Below are 25,129 nucleotides of genomic sequence, written 5' to 3'. Positions count from 1 at the left end.
CTCTAATTCGATCTTTATAACATACTGCTCCAGATAAAATGTTTCTTCCAGTTTTCCTGAATTGTTGGCTCTTTGTCGAAAATGCCAAACATGCTGGAACCACTTCCCGACATTGCTGCGTAAATGGCACCCGATTCATATAGTTCTTCTTTCAAAGTTTCCAGTTCGGGGTGATTTGGAAAAATGCTATCTTCAAAATCATTGAAAATATTTTCCTTCCATTCTGCCAATGGTAAACTGATCAATTCTTTTATTGATTTTTCAGGCTTTTTAGGGGAAGTGCCCGAATAAGCTTCCGGAGTGCTGATGTGGATATCAGGTTTTATTAAGACGATATGGTATCCGCTTAAGTCAAGCTCTAAGGAAGAGAAAATTTCTCCCTTGCCTTCTGCAAAAACGGGTTGGTTCTTTATGAACACAGGGCAATCGCTACCGATTTGAATTGCATACTCTTCCATTTGTAGGAAGTTCATGCCTAGTTTGTAAAAATCGTTCAGCATTTTAATCATGTATGCAGCATCAGCTGACCCACCACCCAGTCCGGCACCAAAAGGAATGTTTTTGTGTAAATGAATTGCTGTTGGAGGAATATCAAAATTTGAAGCAATTAAATCAAAAGCTTTTATCACAATATTTTCCGAAGGATCGATATCAATGGGAATTCCAGATGAGGTAAATTCATATTGTTTTGAAGAGTCACATTCTGCAATTTCCAGGGCATCGCAAAGTGGAATTGGATAAAAAACTGTTTCTATATTATGAAATCCGTCGGGCCTTTTTTCAATAATGTTAAGACCCAAATTTATTTTGGCATTTGGAAAGCAAAGCATATTTTGTGTTCTTGATAAATGTGGCTTAAAAATACTCGTTTTAAAGAGCAAAAAAAATCAAATTATGGCATTTTAATTTTCTATCTTTATCTTTGCATTCTCAAATTTTTCGACACGAATTTGAATGATGAAGTGAGAGAGGGAAAGTGTTGGAATTTGTTGAATTAATTATTTAAGAGGTATATGGCTGGAGCAAACAATTATAAAAATCAATCGAAAAATAAAATTGATCTTGAATACGGAAAAGTACCCCCTCAGGCGGTAGAGCTTGAAGAAGCAGTTTTAGGTGCTTTAATGTTAGAGAAAGATGCAATTATTTCGGTTGGGGATTTGTTGAAAGTCGACTCTTTTTATAAAGATGCTCACCAAAAGATTTATAAGGCAATTATGAATCTTTCTACCAAAGAGGAGCCTATCGATATCTTAACTGTAACAGAGGAGTTAAAGCGAGAAGGGACTTTGGATGATGTTGGTGGACCATTCTATATTACTCAGCTTACAAACCGTGTAGCATCAGCGGCTCATATCGAGTTTCATGCACGTATTATTGCTCAGAAGCACATTCAGCGTGAATTGATTCGCGTTTCTTCCGATATTCAAAATCAAGCCTTCGATGATAGTATTGATGTGGCCGATTTATTGGATAAAGCTCAGCAAGAAGTTTTTGATATTGCAGAGGGAAATATCAAAAAGGAATCTGCGCACATTCGTCCGTTGGCTGATGAGGTAATTAACCAAATTGTTGAGGCAGGTAAGCGTCCTGATGGTTTAAGTGGTGTGCCTTCTGGTTTTACTGCTTTAGATCGCATGACATCTGGATGGCAAAAGTCGGATTTGATCATTATTGCGGCTCGTCCTTCTATGGGGAAAACAGCTTTTGTTCTTTCTATGACGAGAAATATGGCAGTGGAACACAAAGCACCAATTGCAATATTCTCTCTGGAGATGGGGGGAGATCAGCTGGTAAAACGTATGATTTCCAGTGAAACCGAATTGGGATCAGAGAAGCTAAGAAATGGTAAACTGGAAGATTTCGAATGGGAGCAACTGCATGTTAAAATTAAAGATTTGGTTGATGCTCCAATTTATGTAGATGATACACCAGGTTTGTCTATTTATGAATTGCGTTCGAAATGTAGACGATTGAAAGCCAAATACGATATTGGTTGTGTGATTATTGACTACTTGCAGCTGATGACAGCAGGTTCCGATATGAGAGGGAATCGTGAACAGGAGGTATCTTTGATTTCGCGTCAGTTAAAGATCATTGCAAAGGAGTTGAATATTCCGGTGATTGCACTTTCTCAGTTGAACCGTGGTGTTGAGCAGCGTACAGGTGATGCGAAGAAACCGATGCTTTCCGACCTTCGTGAGTCTGGAGCGATTGAGCAGGATGCCGATATGGTTCTATTTATTCACCGTCCGGAACGCTATGGTATTACTGAAGATGCCGAAGGAAACTCATTAATTGGTATTGCTGATATCATTATTGCAAAGCATCGTAATGGTGCAGTAGGGGATATTCAGCTACGATTCCGTAATCAGTTGGCTCGATTTATGGATTTAGAAGGCGAAAGTTTGAATCCATTTGGAGAAGAAGGGCCTGAAGAGGTTAAAACCTTTAGTTCTAGTATGAATATGGATTCAGGAGGTGGTTTTGAAGATCCTAATGCAGGTCTTGTTGGTGGTAGCGATTTTGAAGATGCTGCTCCATTTTAAATGATTTCGTTTTTCCTTTAGATTGTGATTTTGTACTTTCGAATTAAATCAATTTTCGATTGTACCTATGAAGAGTTTCTCAAGAAAACATCTGATCCTATTTTTTTTCCTTTTAGCCTATATTCCTGGCTTCTCGGCGAGTATCCTTATTCCAATGGATGATTCACAAAAGAATCATTTAAAATCATATGGAATAGCCTATTGGACCTTACAAAATAATCATGAAATTCATTGGTTGTTGAATTATCGAGGAGGTTCTTTTCTATTGCCATTAAGCAAAAATATTGAGGATGAATGTAAAATTCGGGGCGTTAGTTATTCAGTAGTTTCTGATGCCAATGTTTCGCAGATCATGAATGAAATTTCTTCTCCCGAAGCCAATATGGATGCCATTAAACTGGAGAAACCTCCCAAAATAGCTGTATATACTCCTAAAGGCAAAAAGCCTTGGGATGATGCTGTAACATTGGCACTAACCTATGCAGAGATTTCATATGATATTGTATATGATGATGAGCTTTTGACCAATAAGCTATCAGATTATGACTGGCTTCATTTGCATCATGAAGATTTTACCGGACAGCATGGTAAATTTTACGCTTCTTATAGAAATATGCAGTGGTATAAGGATGAGGTGAAAGATAATCTGACAAGAGCTAAAAAATATGGATACTCTAAGGTTTCAGATTTAAAGAAAGCTGTATCGCAAACCATTCGAAAGTTTGTTGAGAATGGTGGGTTTTTGTTTGCCATGTGTTCAGCAACGGATACTTTTGATATTACCCTGGCTGCAGACGACACGGATATCTGCAATCATGTTTTCGATGGAGACCCAATAGATGAGCACGCTCAAGAGAAGTTAGATTATAATAAAACATTCGCATTTACTGATTTTAAGCTGGAAACCAATCCATATGTGTATGAATTTTCGGATATTGATGTAACCTTAACCCGAAAAGTAAATCGTGACGAAGATTATTTTACCCTTTTTGATTTTTCAGCCAAATGGGATCCTGTTCCTACAATGCTGTGTCAAAATCATAGAAATATGATTAAGGGATTCATGGGACAGACCACAGCTTTTAAAAAGGATTTAATTAAGCCTGGAGTGTTAATTATGGGGGAGAATAAATCGGCAGGAGAGGCTCGTTATATACATGGCAAGTTCGGTAAAGGAACCTGGACTTTCTATGGAGGTCACGATCCGGAAGATTATCAACATTTGGTGGGAGATCCTCCAACCGATTTGAATTTGAAAAAAAACTCGGCAGGTTACCGTTTGATTCTAAATAATGTACTATTTCCTGCAGCAAAGAAAAAGAAAAGAAAAACGTGATGTTGTCCACGGATGGACACAAAATTACTCAAATAATTCCTACTGATATTCTTATCCGTGGATTAGTATAGACAGATGAAGGGCGAAAAAAAAGTCCACAAATGAACTCAAATAAAAACACAAATGATTTCTGAAGAATTCCCTTTCAAAGATGAATGTTATCAAATTATTGGTGCGGCAATGGAAGTCCACAATGAATTAGGATGTGGTTTTCTTGAGGCTGTTTACCAAGAAGCTTTGGCAATTTTACTTGACGAAAAACTCATCCCATTTGAAAAAGAAAAAATATTGGAAATTTCATTCAGAGGTAACATTTTGCAAAAGAAATTCATTGCTGATTTTTTGTGTTTTAATGAAGTAATCGTAGAACTAAAAGCTACAGATTCAATCCACTCAGAACACATTTCTCAGACTTTAAACTATTTGAAGGCCACAAAAAAGAAAATAGCATTACTTATTAATTTTGGCACAACTCGACTTCAGTATAAAAGAATAATCCTTTAAATAAAAGTCCACAAATGGACACGAATAGACACAAATAAATCCCTGCAAATATTCGTGTGTATTTGAGTGTATTCGTGGATTAAAAAAAATATCCTTGGATTAACACAAGTAGTTTGTATAGATTGTAATATAAATTCGAGTGAATTCGTGTCCATTTGTGGATAAGGTAAAAAAGAAGAAGGCTGTGTCCCCTAAACACAGCCTTAAGTTCAACATCGTTTGTATAGTCTAACTCTATATTTTATTAACCATTTGTATATCTATTAACCCTGTAACTTTTACTAACCCATTAGAATTTTTATGGAAGTTACATACAAACTTAATGATGTTGAAAGAACGGAAGGGTTACCAAGCCTGTCCGTCACAATTACCGCTGCAAATATAGGTTTTGTTTTATTGCAAAAAACATGCTCTTCGGCATTTTTTGCTTATGAATTGTTAAAATATCTTAAAAAGTAATTTTAAATTGTAAGGTTTGAGTGCTTTTTACAGAATTTTTGTGATTTCTATCAATTCATTGACTTCGTAAGTTACATCATCATTGTGTTTGGTTTTATTCGAATTGAAATAGATCTGGTCAATATTTGATTTTCTTGCTCCTGCTATGTCGGTTTTTAAGTCATCACCAATCATAAGGCTATTACTTGTTGTGGCACCTGTGTTTTGTAATGCATATTCGAATATCAAGGGTGAGGGTTTGTTAGCCCCGGCATCTTCCGATGTTATGATTTCGGTAAAATAAGAAATGAGTTCGCAGTTTGTAAGCTTCTTGTATTGTACCTCGTTAAATCCATTGGTAATAATATGCAATTGGTACCCTTTTTCTTTTAGTTGTTGTAACATTTCATGTGCCTTGGGAAAGGTTTTGGTTTGTAAAGGGCTTATTTCAATAAAATCCTGGGCGATTTCTTTTGCCAAATCTAAATCGTCTGCTCCCGATTCTTTCAAACACAGATAGAACCTTCTATACATCAAATCTTCCTTCTTGATTCTGTTTTGGTAATAGGCATTCCAAAGTTTGCCATTGTGGTATTCAAAGCGTGATTTAAAAAACAGAAAGCTTCCAAAAATGTTTTGCAATTGGTAATCTCGGTACAATTGGTTTAAGGTAATTTCCGAATTCGCATTAAAATCCCATAAGGTTCTATCAAGGTCGAAGAAGATGTGTTTGTATTTGTTATGTTGCATCTGAATTTTTATCTGAATTATATTGCAAATAAACAAAATATCTTTTCTTGCGTAAGTGGGAATATTGAAATATTTATTTATAAATTGGAAGAAGTATATCTTTGGTTCTGAAAATTATTAGCTTATGCGTTTTTCTACTTTATTAAGATTAAAGTCTTTTATCGGTTTAGCTTATCTATTATTTAATGCGAATTTAATTTTCGCTCAGGAAACCGTGCGTGATGAGTTTGGACTGCGAAGGTATGATAACAATGATGGAACTCAGAATTGGAGTACCAATTGGATTGAATCTAATGATTCGAATGGTGCAACAGGAGGTCGAATTCAGGTTAATGGATCGCGTTTAAGATTTGAAGATATTTCTAGAAATAGTCAATGGGTAAAAAGAACATTTAATCTTAATAGTGTTGGTGCTACTTCTGCTAGCCTTAGGTTTAATTGGGAAACTGTTAGACTCGATCAAAGTGGAGGAAGTGGTGAGGAATTGAATGTTCAGGTATCTAGTGCGCTGAATGGACCATTTGTTACGATAGGATCATTTAAAGGAACGCAAAATGGTGTCTTTAATCTGGATATATCAGCTTATATTTCGTCAAATACGACTGTTAGGTTTATAAATACTAATACATTAAGTTGGGGAGACTGGGAACCTAATGAATATGTTTTTATTGATAATTTGGAAATTTCTTATTCAACAGATGCAACTTTAAGTCCTTGTGCTAATGGTTCTGATAATATATGGACTGAGAACTTTGAAGGAATAAATCAGGGATGGTCAGTCAGTAATAACGGACAAGGGACGATTGGTGTAAGAAATTATCCTCAGAATGGATCAGGAGGTTCGGGATTGGTAGCTACTGATGTTGATAATGTTGCGATATGGACTTCAAATACTATAAATATTTCAGATTATAAAGATGTAAAAGTAAATATGGATATTGGATCATGGTTTGATTCAGGAGGAAACTCATTGGAAACAAACGATTATATAGAAGTGCTTTATTCTCTTGATGGAGCTGGTTTTGTGCGTTTTCAGTCCAATCCATACTTTACAGATGATGTTATACCTGTAAAATCTTGTGCTGGTGTTTTTAATGGGAGTAGTTTGGTTTTAAGAGTGCGTATGAGAAATACTTACACGGATGAACACCACTATATTGATAATATTGTTGTTTCAGGGACTTCTACCTCTAGTGCCCCACCTGTGATAACGGCTTCGGGGGATCAAAGCTTTTGTACGGGAGATCCTCAAATTTCAGTAGTAGAATCAATATCAATTACAGATCCGGATGTTACGGATACCACTCTTGAAGAGATGTCTATTCAAATTTCGGGAGGATATGTATCAGGTGAGGATGTTTTAAGTTTATCAGGTTCTCAAGCAAATATCTCAAGCAGTTGGGATGTATCTTCTGGGAAAATAACCTTAACAGGCCCGGCTACATTTGCAGAATTTGAAGCTGCAATTTCAGCAGTGATGTATTCGAACAGTAATGCTTCTCCAAGTTTGGGTGAGCGAACCTTTACAATAACGCTTCAACAGGCAAATTTTTTAGCTCAAACAGGTCACTTTTATGAGTTCGTACCTGATGTAGGAATTCGTTGGGATGACGCTCGCGATGCGGCTGCCTTAAGATCTTATTATGGTCTTCAAGGGTATTTAGCCACACTTACTTCTCAGGAAGAGTCGGATTTGGCAGGTTCACAAATTAATGGAGCAGGTTGGATTGGTGCGAGTGATGCTGCAGTTGAGGGTGAATGGAGGTGGGTTACTGGTCCTGAGTCTGGAACTGTTTTTTGGAATGGTACCGCAGGAGGAAGTTCTCCGAATTGGGCATTTTGGAATACTGGTGAACCAAATCAGGCTGGTAACGAAGATTATGCACACATAACAGATCCTACAGTAGGTATTGATGGCTCATGGAATGATTTATCTATAACTGGAGCTGATAGTGGAGTATATCAGCCAAAGGGATATATCGTAGAATATGGAGGAATGGCTGGAGATCCAACACTTCAAATATCGGCTAGTACAAAAATTACAGTAAATACAATTCCGGTTCCTTTTGGAATTTATCATGAGTAGTAATAGAGGAACTAGATGGTTATTTTTTTATTTTTTTTGATAAAAAATGAATAAATAGATATAAGCACATCTAAGAGTCTGTAATTTTCTTTTATTTTTGGCAATTGTTTAATTTTTAATAAAGTTAATTGTCAAGCCTTCTGTTATGTCCTACTTACAGTCTTTCCTGCGAAGAGCTTTTGTTTTATGTGTTTTTTGTTTGATAAGTAATTTTCTAGCTGCGCAGACTGCTAATGTTACGCATCCGAGTTCTGCTACGAGTTATGATGGTAGTATATCCGTGGATTGGCCTGTAAGCGGAGGCAAAATTATTAGATTGAATGGAGATTGGCAAAGTTGGAATGTTGTAAATTTTAATGGCTTAAGAGCTGGAGATTATGAATTGTACTATTTCAGTTATGCAGAAGGATATTCTGGACCTGAAACGGTTACTTTGATTGCGGGCGGTGCAAGTAGTTATTGTTCCTCTTATGGTCAAAATAACAATAGATTTGGAATTACCAATGTAAGCTTTAATACCATTAATGAATCTACATCTGGAAATCCTTCCTATACTGATAATACTGGAATTAATACTTCAATTGTAACCGGTAGAAGTTATGACTTAAGTGTAAGTGTTAATACACCAGATAATGGGCGTGATGTTTGGACAAGAGTATGGATTGACTGGAATCAAAATGGTAATTTTAATGATTCTGGGGAACAATACAACTTAGGTAATACAAATTCTGATGGCTTAACAGGAAGTTCACCAATTAGTATTACGATTCCAACTATTGCTTTGGAAGGGGTAACTCGAATGAGAGTTTCTGCAATTAGAGCGAATAATTACCCAAATAGTTGTGATATTGGTTTTAAAGGTGAGGTTGAGGATTATTCATTAAATATTGTAGCTAGAGTTGGAAACTCTCCGATAGCCAATTGTAAAGACCTAACTGTTCAATTAGATGCTGCTGGAAATGCTAGTATTTCTGCTGATGACATTAATAATGGTAGTAACGATGTTGAAACAGCAGATGCAGATTTGATTCTAAGTATAGATAAATCCAATTTTGACTGTTCTGATGTTGGTGCAAATACTGTTACCTTAACGGTTGAGGATGAAGATGGAAATGAATCAACTTGTATTGCGAATGTTACCGTAGAAGATAATGTGGCTCCATCACTATTGAATTTAAATGCAGAGTATCATGATGAGCGAACTTTAAGCGATTTGAAGTATACTGAATCGGTTGATGAGGCTCATACCGATTGGGGTGGAGGATCTCCAAATACAAGCCTTTTAGGAAATGACCAATATTCGATTCGATACAGTGGTAATTTTGTAATTCCAGAAACTGGCAATTATACATTTTATACAAGATCGGATGATGGTGTTCGTCTATATATTGATGGAACAAGAGTGATTAACAATTGGACTGATCATGGACCAACGGTTGATAACTCAACTAGGAATCTAACAAAAGGCCAGCACTCAATAGTATTAGAGTTTTACGAAAATGGAGGAGGAGCAGTTGTAGAGCTGGAATGGGAATCGACTGATGCAGGAATCACGAGACAGGTATTCTCAAAATCTTCAGTTTTAAATCATACAACGGTTGAAACTACTATAAAATTAGATAAATCAGGAAATGCTAGTCTATCTCCTGATGATGTAGATCCTGGTTTTATTGATAATTGTGGTGTAACTACTCGAAGTTTGAATAAATCAAATTTTACGACTTCTGATGTTGGTGTTAATAATGTGATCCTTACAGTGCGTGATGCCAGCGGAAATACTGCTGCAATTAATGTGAAAGTGACAGTTGAAGAAGATGATACACCTTCAACAGAACCTATTGAAATAAATACGCAAGATCCGAGCATTGGAACTTCTCCGGAAGATTTGGTTCAAAATGTTTTGGTAACCGGATGTTTGACTGCAGATAATATTAGGTTTACAGGAGATAGCAGGCAAATTGGCTATTTTAATAAAGGAAGTTCGGATTTTCCATTGGCAGAGGGGATTATTCTTTCTACAGGTAATGTTACAGATGCTGTTGGAGAAAATGATGACAGTGAAACCTCAACGGGATTTGGAGGAGCTGGCGATACAGATTTAACAAGAATAGCAGGACAAGCAACAAATGATGCATCAGTTCTGGAGTTTGATTTTACTCCGGCAGGTAACAAAGTAGAATTTAGATATATATTTGCATCTGAGGAATATGCTGAATATGCATGTAGTAATTTTAATGATGTATTTGCATTTTTATTGAGTGGTCCTGAAATTAATGATGGAACAAAGGCTCAAGCTGAAAATATTGCCTTGTTAGATGATGGTGTAACACCTGTAATGATTAGTACAGTTCATGGATATGAAAGGGATAGGACTTCGGTAAGAAGAGTTTATGATCCTAATGGTGCATTTAGTGATTGGAGGGGAACATATTATAGGGAAACAAATTGGGTTGACAAAACTGCTTGTTCTCCAATAAATTCACATTTGTATGTTGATAATCAAAGTCGGGAGAGAATTGTTTATCAAGGGGGAAGAATACGAGATGTGTATAATACGGCAGGATCTTATGATATTGAATACGATGGTCGTACTGTAATTTTAACAGCAACTTATGATGTAAAAAAATGTGAAACATATCATATTAAATTGGCAATTGCGGATGTTGCAGATGATAATTTTGATTCTGCCGTTTTCTTAGAAGCCAAAAGTTTCAAGTCCAATGAGGTGACAGTTGAAAATAAATTGGATGGTTTGGACGGTGATAAGGAGGTGATGTATCGTGGTTGCGACAAGAGTTACATTAGTTTTACCAGGAAAGAAAACTTAACCGAAGCGTATACCTTTCATGTAAATATTTCAGGAACTGCAGTCAATGGGACTGATTACTTCGAAGTAACCGAGAGTGGTACCAAAATTGGCAACTTTCCAGAAGATATAACATTTGCTCCCGGTCAATCTGAAATCAAGATTTATTATATGGCTAGTGACGAAGTTTCTGGAGCCAAAGATATTTTGTTTGAGGTGCTAAGAGGGTGTCCTTGTAGTACCGATGACTCTGACTATTTCAGAAAAAAGATAGACATACTAGATGTCGGAGAAATTAAGGCTAATGCAATTTCCAATGTAACTTGTGGGGGAGGTGCTGCCATTTCTACAATCATTATTGAATTAAAAGACGGTTTGGATCCTCTTAATTATTTGTATTCATTAGATGGAGGAGATTTTCAAGAACCGAATAAGTTTCAAGGGTCCTATACGGTAGGTCCTCATACCGTTACAATAAAAGATAAGTTTTCATGTAGTTCGAAAGATGTTGAAATCAATATACCTGCACCTACTGACTTAAAGGCTAATGCAGGTAGTGATTTTGAAATGTGTGAAAAAGAAACATCCAGAACATTGAATGGTACCGGAGGAATTGTCTACGAATGGACTTGTGATAAAGCCTTAGGATTAACCGATATGGATTTGAATAGTGAGAATCCTACAATATCACCTAATGTACCAGCAGGGGTATATACCTATACGCTTACCGTTTCCGACGGAGTTGGTAAAGCATGTGAGTCGTCGGATGATGTTGTGGTAACAGTTAAATCCACTCCTGTTATTAATAGTTTGGTAGCTAGTCAAACAGAGGTTTGTAGTGGGGCAGAGATTAATTTAACTGCCAATGTGTCTAATGCCATAAGTCCAACTTACAACTGGAGTCCTTCCTCTGAAATTATTGGAGCTGGACTTAGTGTAAAAGCAGTTCCTGTAACCAATGTATTATCATCTCGAACTTACACATTAGAGGTAGTTTCCAATAACAATTGTAGTGCAACTCAAAGTGTGAGTGGAATTCAGGTCAATCCAAATCCTATTGTATCTCTGAAGGCAGCAGAGTCAAATCTTTGTTCGGATGGAACAGATGGAGAAATTAAGGTGGAAGCTTCAGGTGGAACACCTCGTATAACAGGTGCTGAGTATGATTATCTTTGGAATCATGATGCAGCTTTGAATATAGATCATGTGAATGGATTGGCACCTCGAACCTATACTGTTACTGTTCGGGATTCTAAATCATGCCAAACTAGTTTAGATGTTCAGGTAAAAACCGAGCCAAAACCTATCGGAATATTTTATTAGGCTACGATAAGAAGTAATGAATGTATAATAAAGGCGGTGATTTTGTATGTTGAATAGTTAATGTATCGAAAAATTCTATTAGACTGCCTAGTTTACAGGTTTTTGTGGTGTTGGTATGGTGATTGTAATCAACAAAAAACAGTACTTGACAAACACGTTTGACAAGATGACATGATTTATAGATAGTTTACTGTAAAAGCTTTGTATTTATTTGCCTTAATTGAATATAAAATAATTTAAACTACTACCTTTAATCTATCCTACTCTATTGGAATTTAGAATGTAAGCGAAATAACCTAAGCTTACTGATTCCAATAATATTATTTTATCATCCTACAGTTGATTTGCTCAGAAATGATCAACCCAAAATAAAATTTATACTATGACTATTGAAAATAGAATAAATCTGGTAGTAGATGACCCCAAACGAGAAGCCATTGAAACCAATCTTACGGGATTAAAAACAGAGTTAAGTACTTTATTAATCGCTCTGTCGCCGAAACAGAAAAAAGATCTGCCAAAGTTGGGAGAACACATGATGGATTTTGTTGAGCGTTCCTACGAAGGAGTCGGAAAAAATCCAACATTAGCACCTTCATACATTAAAATGGACGAGGTGAAGGTTGATATGGAGGCTTGGAAGCTATTGCATTCCATAGCCCGAGACCTTGAACAATTGGTAAGTATGCTTAATGATACGGCCACTTTATGTGGTAGTGAGGCTTACTCTTCCATGTTGAGTTTTTACAATTATATCAAGCAAGCATCAAAAGATGGAGTTCCTGGAGCAAAGCCTTTGTATGATGGCTTGAAGCATTATTTCCCAGGAACCGGAAATAGCAAGGACAAAACTAAAGATAACGAAGAATAATTATAACTTTGGGTTGTGAAATGTTGCGAGTGGCAAAAGACTTAGGTTTTTTGTCACTCTTTTTGTTTGATGAAATAACCAACGCTTTGGTAATTTTAGCAAATCTTTCGTTTTTTTACCAAACCTTTGGTTCCGGTCACCAATGCTCTGGTAATTTTATCAAAGCTTTAATAAAATTACCAAAGGCTTTAATGAATTAACCAAAGTTTTCAAAAAATTATGAAAGGCTTTAATAAAAAAACGAACGCTTTAATAAAGCCATCAAACGCTTATGTGATATTATGAAAGTCTGATGGAGTATTTATCAGATAGCAGGTGTTAATGCCATTATTACAGCTATTCAACTTGCTATTTTACGCTTTGTTTTTTTTTAGTGTAAAGCAATATGTAATTGGTAAGATTCTTTGGAGTGTTCCTAAATTTAAGATAATTTGCTCTTTATTTTTCTTGATGCGTTGTGTATATTTGCCAGCCAAAAGGAAATGACTCTGTGTATAGAGTCATTTTTTAATTGTATCATTATTTGGTTTTTGTTGATTAGTGTTATTGTCTTGTAGATGAGGGGTATTAACTTATTGATGAGAGTTTATTGTTGCCTTATGAATACTTGTTTAAGAATGATTAATCATTGTTAAAAACGGATAAAAAAATCCTTTAAGATGAAATTAATCAAAAAATAAGTAAACACTTTTTAACAATTGCCGTATAGATGTTTATAAATTGGAAAAAAATAGCTTATTTTAAGCGCTGTAAGTACTTATTTATACACTAAACAAGAGCATTTGATAAGATTTTTACGCCATATAATATTCTTCCTACTATTCATTTTTGTTTTTGGCCTAACTGAAGGTTGGGGGCAAGCTACTGAGCAGCATGTTTGTGTAGGTCAAACTGTGGACTACCATATGTATGGTTTTGATAGCTCTACAGTGGAGTGGAAAGTAAATACTTCTCCTGTTACTACTCCAGTAGTTACAGTGGTGCATACAATTGATGCAGCGGATGCTACCAATCATCCTGTTCATCCTGATGGTGATAAATCAAATTATTTTAAAGATAGCTTTTCACATACTTGGACAAGTGAAGGTACTTTTATGGTTGAGATCGTAGAATCAAATCCGAGCTGTTCTTCTAATGTGATAAAATTAACGGTGTACGTTCATGCATTACCATCAGGTACATTAATCAGTAGCGATGCAGATAATGCTATTTGTATTGGTGATAATGTAACTTTTACAGCTTCTGGTGGTGTAAATTATAATTTTAAGATTGACGGTGGAAGCGTACAAAATGGCTCAGGTTCAACATTTGCTACTACAAGCTTAACAAACGGTCAGGAGGTAACTGTTGAAGTTACTAATGCCAATGGTTGTGTTTCTACTTATGCTGGTATAACTACCGCAGTACATACTTTGCCATCAGGTACGCTAACCAGCAGTGATTTGGATAATACAATTTGTGCTGGGGATAATGTGACCTTTACAGCAACTGGTGGGACAAATTATCACTTTAAAGTTAACGGTGGTAGTGTTCAAAATGGATCTGGTTCTACTTATTCTACCACAGGTTTAACAAACGGTCAGGAGGTAACTGTTGATGTTACCAATGCCAATGGTTGTGTGTCTACTTATGCTGGTATAACTACCGTAGTAAATACTTTACCAACAGGTACACTAACTAGCAGTGATTCGGATAATTCCATCTGTGCAGGCGATAACGTGACTTTTACGGCAACAGGTGGGACAAATTATAATTTTAAGGTTGATGGAGGTAGTGTTCAAAACGGATCTGGTTCAACTTATTCCACTACAGGTTTAACAAACGGTCAGGAAGTAACTGTTGATGTTACCAATGGCAATGGTTGTGTAGCTACTTATGCAGGTATAACCACTACTGTTCTTACTTCACCATTAGATGCTGGTGATATTACTGGAGATGCAATTGTTCAATCAGGTCAGACTGGGGTTATTTATAGAATACCTGCCGTAACACATGCAACCAATTATGAATGGGAATATTCGGGAACCGGTGCGAATATCACAAATAATGGAGATGAGATAAGTGTAAGTTTTGCAGATAATGCTACATCGGGAGAATTAAAAGTTAGAGGAACAAATGCATGTGGTATTGGTGGATACTCAGAATTGTTTTCAATTTATGTGGTATCTCCTTGTGAAACAACGATTGAGAATTGGACCTTTAATACTCCTGTGTTGACCGAGAGTTGGAAAGTTTATTCAAGCGTAAATGGTTGGAATAGTACTCCTCATGGAATTGAGATATGGAGATCAGGATTTCTTGGTATCACCACACCTGATGGAGGACAATTTTGTGAATTGAATTCAAATGGTGCCAATACCATGTATCAAGATATTGATGTTAACGCAGGTGCAGAGATGGTATGGGCTATTACGTATAGGTATAGAAATAGCAGTTCAGAGACAATACGTTTAAGAATTGGTCCTGTTGGAGGAAACCTTACCAATGTTGCGACAATTTCAAATGATAATGGTGATGCTTGGGTTGTTCATTCAGGTTCATATACAGTTCCTAGCTCATTACCAGGAGGTAAAGTGCGCTTCCAAATTGAAACAGTTAGTCCTTCATCTAGTTCAGGAAATTTAATTGATGGCATACAGTTTTACTCTGTTGATTCGGATGTTGAGCCTCCTCAATTTATCAAAGCTACCCTTCCTGCAAACACAATTGATTTGGGAGGTGCATGTGAACTTGTATTGCCAGATTATACTGTTGGAGTTGATGCTATTGATAATTGTGATGCGGATCTTGTGATTACTCAAAATCCTGCTGCAGGTGAAAAAGTATTTGGAGGCGAAAAAGTTGTACTTACAGCTAGAGATGAAGCTGGTAATGAAGCTACGTATGAGATGGATGTATTAGGTGATAATATATCTCCTACAGCTTCGAATCCTGCACCTTTGGCAGTAAAGTGTATTGGTGATGTACCACTTCCGAATGTTAATGTAGTAATAGATGAAAATGACAATTGTACAGCTATACCAACAGTTGCTTGGGTTTCTGATTCTGATAATGGAGGTTTAGGAACAACAGCATCCCCTTATATTGTAACAAGAATATATTCGGTAACTGATGATGCAAGTAATAGCATTAATGTAAGCCAGACAATTACAGCGATAGATGATGTTAATCCTACGATTACAGCACCAGCAGATTTTAATGTAAACGCTGATGCGGGATCATGTGATGCCAGTTCAGTTGCTTTGGGAACCCCAACAACATCAGATAACTGTGGTGTAGCATCTGTTACGAATGATGCACCAACAACTTTCCCATTGGGCAATACAACTGTAACCTGGACAGTAACTGATAATGCAGGCTTAACTTCAAGCGATACACAAATTGTAACAGTAATCGATAATGAAAAACCAACGATTAGTTGTCCTGGAAATATCACTCAAACTGCCGATGCAGGATCATGTGGAGCCATTATAAATTATGCAACTCCAGTAGGCGCTGATAACTGTGCTGGTGCAAGTACTGTTCAAACTGCAGGATTAGCTTCAGGATCTACTTTCCCAATCGGAACTACAACAAATACTTTTGAGGTAACCGATGCAGCAGGAAACAAAACGTCATGTAGTTTTGATGTAACGATAAGTGATGATGAGGACCCTGTAATCGTAAATCTTCCTACTGATATTACAGTTGGGGCGTGCAATAATGTAACATGGACTGAACCAACTGCAACAGACAATTGTTCGGTAACTCTTACAAAAACTCATAATTCAGGTGACGTATTTCCTGTAGGTACAACACTGGTTACTTATACAGCAACCGATGCAACAGGTAATACTGATATTCGAAGTTTTAATGTTACCGTTTTACCAGTTGTAACCATTAGCCTGTCAGAAACAAGTCCGATTTTGTGTAATGGAGGTAATGCTGATATAACAATTACTGCAGGAGGAGGAGATGGATCTTACACCTACAGTAAAGATGGTACAAACTATCAAGCTGCTTCTAATGTATACAGTATGCCTGCAGGAACGCATACTTTGTATGTGAAAGATGGAGATGGATGTGTGGCACAAACTAATATTACAATTAATGAACCAACAGTATTGGATGTAAATATTGCAGCAGATAATAATACTATTTGTGAAGGAGAACCTGTAGTTGTTACAGCAACAGTTTCAGGTGGTGTGGCAGCTTATACTTATGAGTTTTATTTGAACGGAACGCAATTAACAAGTAATGCAAACTATACAATTAGTGGCAATCAATTAACATCAAGTGCTTTTGCAAACGGAGACGAGATTACTGTAAAAGTGATAGATAATAATTCTTGTGAGAAGACAAGTGATAAGGTTGTTATGACAGTGAGAGCATTGCCAACCCCTACAATTACTGGTGATTTTAGTGTTTGTGCAGAAGATCCGGAAACACCATTAGATCCTGAACTGGTAAACACAGAAATTTATTTTACCGAAGCAGGAATGAGTAATTATACATGGACTGTTACAGGAGGAACAATTGAATCTGGCTTAGGAACAAATGAAATTACTGTGAAATGGAAAAATGCAGGAACAGGTATAGTTAGTGTGAATTACGAAAATACCAATGGTTGTTCTGCTACTAGTGCAAAAAGTGAAACAATTACAATATATGAGAGACCAAATCCGAGTTCTATAACCACGGATTTTTAATAAGAGAAATAATAAACAAATAAATATTTAAATGCTATGAAAAAGCTACGATTATTATTAGTAATGATGTTTGTGTTTGCAGGAATTGGAGTGCAGGCACAGAATACTGGAGCTGAGCCTTTTGAAGGTTCTACTCATTCGTACCGTGTTACAAAAAGTGCAACCTTGACTACTGCATTAGCATGGACAATTGAAGGAGATGCTGGTGGTTACGAATTCGTAGGAGATACAGATAAGGAAACAGTTTCTGTAAAGTGGAAATCTATTGGAGACTACACTCTTGTATTAACTGAACAAAGATCGTCAGGTGATGCTTGTCCTACAATAAGAAAATTCCCTGTTAAAGTTGTAGCAAATAATTTTAATGTAATTGCTTCGATTGTTGGAAATGCAGATGGTTGTGCAGGTATATCTAATCCAGTAAAAGATGAAGGAAGTGACGGATCTAATGCAAATGATGTTTTTGGACAGACACAAAGAGTATTTAACGTTAAGATGGAAGGTGGAGATCTTACAAAAGATTGGACATTTAAATTTGATATAACTGGAGCGGTTGGTTTTGATGGATACGATGTTGCTGTTTCTGGAGCAACTGAGGCTTCTGGTGTTTATACTGTTGCAGGTGCTGCGCCTACAGCAACAGAGAGTAATGTTGCAACAATTACAGTTACATATAATACGAATAAGCAGACTGCAAATAATGGTCAAGATCCAGATGTTATATTGAAGCTTACGGTTTCTGATGCGAAAGATGGTTCGGGTACGTCTGAATCTGCTGCGAATATCGCTTTAAATAATGTGATGTCATATAATATTAATGCTGTTCCTGCTACAACACCGATTATTGTTGTGAACTAGTTTTAAATGAAAGAAAACAATTTTAAAAGAATATTAAGCCTTATGAAAAAACTGATAAAATTTAGTTTAGCTTTAATTTTCTCCTTGGGTAGTATTGTTGCGGTTGCACAAGATGATACTCAGTCGGTTGGTTCGACACATAATTTTAAAGTAAATGTAGATACAGATGGTAAGCATTTGGGTGATCATGTTGGAAATACATACACATGGTTAGTATATAAAGCGGATGCTAGTGGAGCTCCTGTTGATATAGATACGGATGGCAATGACGATTTAGCTTCTTCTACTAATGAATATACATTTGTAAGCACTAGTACTGGGACAGATATTAACACTGTTCAAATTCAGTGGTTACAAACAGGGAATTATTTAGTTGAAGTTGCTGAAACAAATGCAGGAACAGGAGCTTGTTCTACATTGCGTAGAATTTGGATTTCGGTTACAGCAGGAGAACTGGATTTAAGCATTGCTGCTGTTGAAGCGGATGGTTCAGATGTGACAGAATTAACATCATGTAATGATATGTCGGGACAAATTATTCCTCGAGGAAGTACAGACTTTGGAAAATCAGTAAGATATTTTGCATTTACAATGAAAACTGATAATCAAGATTGGACAGGCAATTGGGGATTTGACTATACCATTACAGAAAACAATGCTACAGGAACAAATTCTGCAGTTGTAGAAGCTGTAACCGCAGGTGTTGATGTAGGGACAGCAGGTAAAGTTATTGTAACAGGAAATCATCCAAAAATCATATTAAAAGTTACTGTTGATAATACACCAGGTCCGTCACCAGCCAATAATATCACATTAAATCTTACTGCAACATCAACAACACCTTACATTGTTACAGGAGGTACGAATAACATGGAGTTGGCAGCAAAAGATGGAAACAATACACTTGGAACAGCTTACGTAATTACAGCTTCTCCAAACACAACAGATATTTCTTTTGATTAAATAAAGTTTAAAAATTAATCTTCCCAGATTTTCTGGGAAGATTATTAAGGAATTTAGAAAAGATCCAATTTATAATAAAAGTAATCAGTAAAACAATGAATATCATGAAAAGAATAAGAAATTTATGCATTGCAATTATTGCTTTGGTTGGACTATCAAGTTCAGCTTTTGCACAAACAAATTCAGGAACAACTCCTGCAATAGGTACACCCCATAAATATTGGGTTAATGCCAATGTTGATGGTTCCATACAAGAAGAAGGTAAAGGAAATAGTTATACTTGGTACTTAACGTCAACTATTGATGGTACGGCTATAGATATAGGTGCACCTGGTTTCAATGAGTTTGCATTTGCAGAAGATTATAATACTGCTACTGTAGATTTATTTGCAGTAAATATTACATGGCAGGCAGCTTCTGCAGGATCTACATATTATTTGCATATTATTGAAACAGACAAGGACAATGGATGTACAAATCATAAAGCTGAAATTATTACTCCATTTAGTGATTTCCAATTGGCTATTGCGAATGTTACTGCTGCGGATCTAGTTACAGCTGCTGCTGACGATTTGAAGGTTTGTGCTCCAAATGTGGCTCTTTCTCTTGATGGAGATGGTAAAGTAGAATACAATTATGGTACTACTGCATTATATTATAAGGTAGATGCTACGAATATTGACGCTGCAGATTATGTGTTAGGTTATAATATCGATGTAAATGATAATTTCACAGAAACTGTTAAGGCTACTTATAGTACAGATGGGGGAGTTACTTATTCTGACCTAATTAATTATTCAGATGGTGATGATGCAACTCAGCCTATTACAAACACAGCTAATGCATCTACAGTCATTATTAAGGTGGAATTAGTTAATGGAACTGCTTTTGAAGGAATCACAGCTCATGATGTTACCGTTAAACTGGTGTCTGGTACACAAGAAGCTGCTTCAGCAAAATTACCTGCTGATGTTGATAAAAAGCAGAATGTTCCTGCACGTCCATCTACTTCAGGAATTGGATCTAACTAAAAATAACACGTATTTAATTGAGAAATCAAATACATAAAGGAATTCTGTTCATGATATTCATGATCCTGGCCGTGACAAAAGTCACGGCCCAGGATACCTTTGTCGTATTTGAAAAGGAAGTACGCACCTACTCTGTTGATGAGCATATAGGAAGTACTTATCAGTGGTCTGTTTTTGCGATGACAGATCTGAATACAGAAATTATAAATTCAAGTATTGTTGAATTTGTTTCTGGGAAAACTTCGAAAGAGGTTGAAATTAATTGGAAACAAGCAGGCGATTATATTTTGGTCATTGAAGAATTTGGGCCTTGCCAAAATTTAAAAGCACATAAGGTAAGTGTAGTTACTACGCCAACCATAGAATTTAAAGAACTGGCATCAGATGACTGTGCTGATGCTGACAATAGTTTTGCTACAGAATTGATAGCAATGTTTGATTCGGGAACTGAATTGGCCGAATCTCAATATCCAGTTACGGTGAACTATCGTTTAGATGGTGATGCTGCAGACCGTACTGCGACAATTACATATGCAGACAAAATGCTTAATGTATTAGGCATTATTGAAGATGAAAATAAAGAAACAATTAATAATATAACAATAATTAGTGCTACCAATAAATATGGTGGAACACTCAATATTATTGGAGGAAAAGAAGTTCATGTAAGAACTATATATGCTTTACCTGCAAAACCTGTGATTACTGTAAAAAACTAAAATCTAATTTGATATGAAAAAGTTACAAAAGCTTTTATTGTTTGCAATTTTTAGCATTGGAATATGTGGAACTGTTAATGCTCAGGTTACTCATGATGCAGAGCAAGATCCTGTGGTTGTCGGTGGTAATTTCACCTATACTGTGCCTGAAGATCCAAATCATAATTGGACTTGGGAAGTATTAGATAATTTAGGAGCAGATGCAGATACTGATGATTATGCGTTAATTGATGTTACTCCTGCCGTAGGTTATAGTAAGAATATAACATGGAAAACTGCTGGTACTTTCTATGTGAGAGTTACAGCAGAGCATAAAACAACCCTGTGTACCAATGACTTTGTGATTAAGGTTGATGTTGCGAATAATGATTATGTTGTGGCATTTAATGCGGGAACAGAAAATGTTTATTGTGCTGATGATGCAAATATTGCTTCAGGAATGGAAATTACTCTTGATGTAACACTTGGTGGCACTGCACCTGCAACTTCATATTATGGTATGGAAGTTCAATATAAAGTTGGAACGAACGATTATACTGCAACTATTGGAACTGATAATAAGTTTACAATTCCTGGTATGGATGTTGTAAATCCAGTCACTCCTGCATTTACTAGTGTAACAGTAACAATTGTACAAATCAAAGATGCGAATGGTGTAATCTTTACTCCGGATGCCGATGCTGATAAGTTAGTTATTACAGTTCACCCAATTCCAGCGAAACCAACTATTACAATTTTATAGTGATATATCAATAAACTATAATAATATGAAAAAATTATATCTATTATTCGTTTTAACATTTGGTCTTGTGCACTTTGCTAGTGCACAGGCTGACCAACAAGTTACCTTGGGTACTAGCCATACTTATACAGTTGATCCTGTAGCGGGATATAAGTACACTTGGACTGTAGACGCTGCTGGTACCAATACTGATGTAAGTGCAGTTACAGGAAACTCTATAACTGTTGATTGGAATCAAGTTAAGGGAACATATAATATTACTGTTTTTGCTACGGATGCAACGAACTGTATTTCGGAAACTGAAACCATTTCTGTAGAAGTATTAGGTCAAGCTTCAGTATTATTTGCAGCAGCCGACGATGCACAAACCTGTTCTGATTTAGATGGAAATGTTTTTGGCGGTGGAGCTAGTGGAGGAAATAGTTCATTTGCGGTTGAGTTTTCTGGAGGTTTAGCTCCATATGATTTGATTTATAGAGTTCTGGATCCAACTGGTACACAAGTTGGACTTGATGTGGAAGTAAAAGGTTTGAGTGCAATAGATCAATTAGATGTGCCAAATGAATTTATCAACGATGGTACTACAGATGCTGTTTACAAAGTTGTAATTGTTAGTGCTAAAACTAAGGATGGTGCTTCAGTTGGTTTACCTGCTGATGATGCTGATAAAACAAGAACAATTACAGTATTGCCAAAACCAAGAATTACAGGTGGTATAAAATTTTAATATAGAATAAATGTTCAAAACCTTACTACATAAAACACTGCTTACCGCACTGCTGATCCTCATGGGAGGATTAGCGGCTGTGGCGCAGCAGTATGTGGTAAAAGGAACAAAGCTTAATTTTAAGGTTGATGAAAATGCTTCATACAAGTATCATTGGTCGATAACCAATACATCGAATGGATCTGTTGCTTACTTGGCATCAAATACATTTGAGTCGGGAGATTATCAGTTTAATAATCCGGGAACTTATGAAGTAAAAGTTTATCCTGAAGATTTGGGAACACACTGTTTCGGGGAAGCGTTAACCATGCTTGTTGTGGTAGACGATGCATCTCCTACAGCAGTATTCGAAGATCTTGAGGTGCCATATGTTTGTGCTATGAACAATGGTGGGGATACAAATGGTAAGCTTAGCGTAACGGTTAATTATACCGGACCTAAACCTTGGACATTTAAGTATTCTATTGATAGAGCTCCGGCAGAATTGCCAGAAGGGGCAGATGAAATTTATACCAATTCATTTACGTTTGATTTGGAGATACCGAATACAACCGGTAAAACGCACAGGGCAGAAATATTGCTTGTTGAAGCAAAAACTTTGAGCGGAATACCAGTTGAGGAAGATTTGGCGAATCAAACATTGGAGGTTGATGTAATGGCCTTGCCAAATACTGCATTTGGTGATTACGAACCAGTAATTCAGTCTGGAACCATTCAGGCGTATACTGCAACCATCGAGAAGAGTGAAAAATATGAGATTTTTGTTCCAGCTGGAGCAACAGTGCTTAATGAAAGTACAAGTCGTTTAAGCGACAACTTCCATAGTCAATTGAGTTTCGATGTTCAATGGGCAGTAACTCCAGGAGATTATCAGGTGAAACTGATAGAAAGAAGTGCATTTGATTGTGCTGGTGATACCGTTTATGCGAATGTTACAGTTGTTGAATCCTTCTCAGTTGGATTAGGAGCAGATTTAAGTTTCTGTGAGGGTGAAAGCAGGGTGATAACACCAGAAATCGATTTTGACGGAACTTACACTTATTTATGGTCCGATGGATCGGTTAATAATACATTGGAGGTGAATGAAACAGGTACTTATTCTGTTACAGTAACCGATACAAAAACAGGAAAGCAATCGTCGGCATTTGTTAATGTAACCGTTTGGAAAGCTCCAACTGTTGATTTGGGTGCAGATTATCAATTGGCCGATGCTGAGGTCTTAACGCTTGATGCAGGAAATGCTGGTGCCGATTACTTATGGTCTACAGGGGAAACGAGTCAAACCATTCAGGTAAACACAAGTAATACCTATGGTGTAACCGTTACAAATGCTAATGGCTGTTCGGCTTCAGATGAGATTGTTATTACAAGTGTGAATGATGTGTTTGCAATTGAATTAGGTGATGATCAGGATATCTGTGTGGGAGAAGAAATTGTTTTGGATCCTAATCCATCGATATCTCAGAACTATACCTATTTATGGTCAAATGGTGCGATAACTTCAACATTAACAGTTACCGAATCTGGACTTTATACGGTAACAGTTCGCGATGATGCAGGAAATGAACAAACAGATCAAGTTACGATTACTGTTCATGCATTACCAATTGTTGATTTGGGCGATGATATCGTTCTGTTTGATGATGAAAGTGCAACGCTTGATGCTGGAGATGGTGGTATTGGTGGATCATATGAGTGGTTGCCAAACGGTGAAACTACGCAAATCATTACCGTAAGCGATGAAAATGTATATTCTGTTCGTGTAACAAGTGCTCAAGGTTGTGTTGGAACAGATGAAATAAGTGTTACCAAACGAGAAGGTAAATTTGCAGTTGATTTAGGTGCTGATATTGATAATGTTTGTCTGGGAGAGAGAATCTACTTGACACCTGAAATAAAGACCAATAATGCAGACTTTACTGCAACTTATCGTTGGACTCCTTCGGAATCAACTGAGGAAGGAATATATGTTGAAAAGAGCAGTAAATATTGTGTTTATGTGACCGATCAGAATGGAAATACTGAGGAAGATTGTGTTGAGGTTACTTTCAACCCAACTCCAGAAGTAGATCTTGGTGATGATATAGTATTGACAAATGGTCAGGTGGTTGATTTAGATGCTGGTGATGATTTTGTATCATACATGTGGTATGTTAATTCAGGAGTTGAAATTAAGCCAAGTGAAATTGATCAAGTCATTAAAGTGAGTCAAGCTGGAGAGTATCGTGTAGAGGTAACTAATGAGTTTGGTTGTATTGGTAGAGATACAATTAATGTATCGACTAATGGAAGTCAATTCAATGTTTATTTACCAACAGCATTTTCACCTAATGGTGATGGTAAGAATGACAGGCTAGAACTTGCAGGTGATGTGGAAGAGGTGCAAAGCATGAGTTTATTGATCGTAAACCGACTTGGTCATACAGTATTCCAATCTGTTCATATGCATCGTGGAACAGGTGCAGGATGGGATGGTACCTATAAAGGACAAAATGTGGATATGGATGCTTATGTGTATTTCTTGAAAGTTACCTTTAAAGATGGAAGTCAAATGCAGAATTCAGGTAACATTACGATATTAAGATAGATTTGACCAATCGAATTTTAATGATGATAGTATTTAAAATTGATTAGTTATATTTAGAGCGCCAAAATAAAGAAATATTTTGTCAAGCTTGATATAGATAAAGTCTGGGTAATAAGGAAATATTACCCATTTTCATATTTTTTGTTTTGGG

General features: G+C 36.5%; 16 protein-coding genes. 14 read left to right on the top strand and 2 right to left on the bottom strand.

Going from position 1 to position 25,129, the window contains the following annotated elements:
• Positions 1-14: 14 nt before the first annotated feature.
• Positions 15-830: a 4-(cytidine 5'-diphospho)-2-C-methyl-D-erythritol kinase gene (gene ispE / locus DF185_RS20640; protein ID WP_110363223.1), complete on the bottom strand. Its 816-nt coding sequence runs from the start codon at positions 828-830 to the stop codon at positions 15-17.
• 183 nt (positions 831-1,013) lie between these two features.
• Between ispE and dnaB the strand changes: the two genes are divergently transcribed.
• From dnaB to DF185_RS20625, 3 genes are all read left to right on the top strand, one after another.
• A complete protein-coding gene (gene dnaB / locus DF185_RS20635) occupies positions 1,014-2,549 on the top strand; it encodes a replicative DNA helicase (RefSeq protein WP_110363221.1) in 1,536 nt (511 codons plus the stop codon).
• Between the two features lie 67 nt (positions 2,550-2,616).
• Complete coding sequence (locus DF185_RS20630) at positions 2,617-3,885, top strand: hypothetical protein (RefSeq protein ID WP_207784714.1); 1,269 nt, start codon at positions 2,617-2,619, stop codon at positions 3,883-3,885.
• A gap of 123 nt (positions 3,886-4,008) precedes the next feature.
• Positions 4,009-4,389 carry a GxxExxY protein gene (locus DF185_RS20625; RefSeq protein WP_110363219.1) on the top strand — a complete coding sequence of 127 codons (381 nt, stop codon included), beginning with the start codon at positions 4,009-4,011 and terminating at the stop codon, positions 4,387-4,389.
• 486 nt (positions 4,390-4,875) lie between these two features.
• Here the strand turns inward: DF185_RS20625 and DF185_RS20620 are convergent, their stop codons facing one another.
• Complete coding sequence (locus DF185_RS20620) at positions 4,876-5,577, bottom strand: YjjG family noncanonical pyrimidine nucleotidase (RefSeq protein WP_110363217.1); 702 nt, start codon at positions 5,575-5,577, stop codon at positions 4,876-4,878.
• Between the two features lie 124 nt (positions 5,578-5,701).
• On the opposite strand from DF185_RS20620, the gene DF185_RS20615 reads away from it, so the two are divergent.
• The 11 genes from DF185_RS20615 (at position 5,702) to DF185_RS20560 (ending at position 24,978) form a co-directional block, all read left to right on the top strand.
• Entirely contained in the window at positions 5,702-7,663 is a 1,962-nt protein-coding gene (locus DF185_RS20615) for a C-type lectin domain-containing protein (RefSeq protein ID WP_110363215.1), read from the top strand.
• Positions 7,664-7,808: 145 nt separating this feature from the next.
• Positions 7,809-11,792, top strand: coding sequence for a choice-of-anchor L domain-containing protein (locus DF185_RS20610; protein WP_110363213.1), 3,984 nt, complete (start codon positions 7,809-7,811; stop codon positions 11,790-11,792).
• Between the two features lie 382 nt (positions 11,793-12,174).
• A complete protein-coding gene (locus tag DF185_RS20605) occupies positions 12,175-12,663 on the top strand; it encodes a hypothetical protein (RefSeq protein WP_110363211.1) in 489 nt (162 codons plus the stop codon).
• Positions 12,664-13,445: 782 nt separating this feature from the next.
• A complete protein-coding gene (locus tag DF185_RS20595) occupies positions 13,446-17,351 on the top strand; it encodes an HYR domain-containing protein (RefSeq protein ID WP_133250111.1) in 3,906 nt (1,301 codons plus the stop codon).
• Between the two features lie 36 nt (positions 17,352-17,387).
• Positions 17,388-18,209 carry a hypothetical protein gene (locus tag DF185_RS20590; RefSeq protein WP_133250110.1) on the top strand — a complete coding sequence of 274 codons (822 nt, stop codon included), beginning with the start codon at positions 17,388-17,390 and terminating at the stop codon, positions 18,207-18,209.
• 42 nt (positions 18,210-18,251) lie between these two features.
• Positions 18,252-19,172, top strand: a complete 921-nt coding sequence (locus tag DF185_RS20585; protein WP_133250109.1) for a hypothetical protein — start codon at positions 18,252-18,254, stop codon at positions 19,170-19,172.
• A 104-nt stretch (positions 19,173-19,276) separates the two neighbouring features.
• On the top strand, positions 19,277-20,203 hold the full coding sequence (locus DF185_RS20580; protein ID WP_133250108.1) for a hypothetical protein: 927 nt from the start codon (positions 19,277-19,279) through the stop codon (positions 20,201-20,203).
• A gap of 17 nt (positions 20,204-20,220) precedes the next feature.
• Complete coding sequence (locus tag DF185_RS20575) at positions 20,221-20,922, top strand: hypothetical protein (protein ID WP_133250107.1); 702 nt, start codon at positions 20,221-20,223, stop codon at positions 20,920-20,922.
• A gap of 13 nt (positions 20,923-20,935) precedes the next feature.
• Entirely contained in the window at positions 20,936-21,664 is a 729-nt protein-coding gene (locus tag DF185_RS20570; RefSeq protein ID WP_110363197.1) for a hypothetical protein, read from the top strand.
• 25 nt (positions 21,665-21,689) lie between these two features.
• Positions 21,690-22,391 (top strand): hypothetical protein, encoded by a 702-nt coding sequence (locus tag DF185_RS20565; RefSeq protein WP_110363195.1) that lies wholly within the window; start codon positions 21,690-21,692, stop codon positions 22,389-22,391.
• Between the two features lie 10 nt (positions 22,392-22,401).
• A complete protein-coding gene (locus tag DF185_RS20560; protein ID WP_110363193.1) occupies positions 22,402-24,978 on the top strand; it encodes a T9SS type B sorting domain-containing protein in 2,577 nt (858 codons plus the stop codon).
• The last annotated feature ends 151 nt before the right edge of the window (positions 24,979-25,129 follow it).

The sequence above is a fragment of the Marinifilum breve genome (assembly GCF_003202155.1).
GTDB classification, from domain to species: domain Bacteria; phylum Bacteroidota; class Bacteroidia; order Bacteroidales; family Marinifilaceae; genus Marinifilum; species Marinifilum breve.
The sequence above is the reverse complement of the archived record's forward strand: the minus strand, read 5'-3'. Positions and strand labels throughout refer to the sequence as shown.

Excerpts from the sequence above, each read along its gene's own strand:
- DF185_RS20570 (WP_110363197.1), top strand. The coding sequence starts at position 20,936 with ATGAAAAAGTTACAAAAGCTTTTATTGTTTGCAATTTTTAGCATTGGA.
- ispE (WP_110363223.1), bottom strand. The coding sequence starts at position 830 with ATGCTTTGCTTTCCAAATGCCAAAATAAATTTGGGTCTTAACATTATT.
- DF185_RS20590 (WP_133250110.1), top strand. The coding sequence starts at position 17,388 with ATGAAAAAGCTACGATTATTATTAGTAATGATGTTTGTGTTTGCAGGA.
- DF185_RS20625 (WP_110363219.1), top strand. The coding sequence starts at position 4,009 with ATGATTTCTGAAGAATTCCCTTTCAAAGATGAATGTTATCAAATTATT.
- DF185_RS20565 (WP_110363195.1), top strand. The coding sequence starts at position 21,690 with ATGAAAAAATTATATCTATTATTCGTTTTAACATTTGGTCTTGTGCAC.
- DF185_RS20585 (WP_133250109.1), top strand. The coding sequence starts at position 18,252 with ATGAAAAAACTGATAAAATTTAGTTTAGCTTTAATTTTCTCCTTGGGT.
- DF185_RS20620 (WP_110363217.1), bottom strand. The coding sequence starts at position 5,577 with ATGCAACATAACAAATACAAACACATCTTCTTCGACCTTGATAGAACC.
- dnaB (WP_110363221.1), top strand. The coding sequence starts at position 1,014 with ATGGCTGGAGCAAACAATTATAAAAATCAATCGAAAAATAAAATTGAT.
- DF185_RS20615 (WP_110363215.1), top strand. The coding sequence starts at position 5,702 with ATGCGTTTTTCTACTTTATTAAGATTAAAGTCTTTTATCGGTTTAGCT.
- DF185_RS20610 (WP_110363213.1), top strand. The coding sequence starts at position 7,809 with ATGTCCTACTTACAGTCTTTCCTGCGAAGAGCTTTTGTTTTATGTGTT.
- DF185_RS20605 (WP_110363211.1), top strand. The coding sequence starts at position 12,175 with ATGACTATTGAAAATAGAATAAATCTGGTAGTAGATGACCCCAAACGA.
- DF185_RS20560 (WP_110363193.1), top strand. The coding sequence starts at position 22,402 with ATGTTCAAAACCTTACTACATAAAACACTGCTTACCGCACTGCTGATC.
- DF185_RS20630 (WP_207784714.1), top strand. The coding sequence starts at position 2,617 with ATGAAGAGTTTCTCAAGAAAACATCTGATCCTATTTTTTTTCCTTTTA.
- DF185_RS20580 (WP_133250108.1), top strand. The coding sequence starts at position 19,277 with ATGAAAAGAATAAGAAATTTATGCATTGCAATTATTGCTTTGGTTGGA.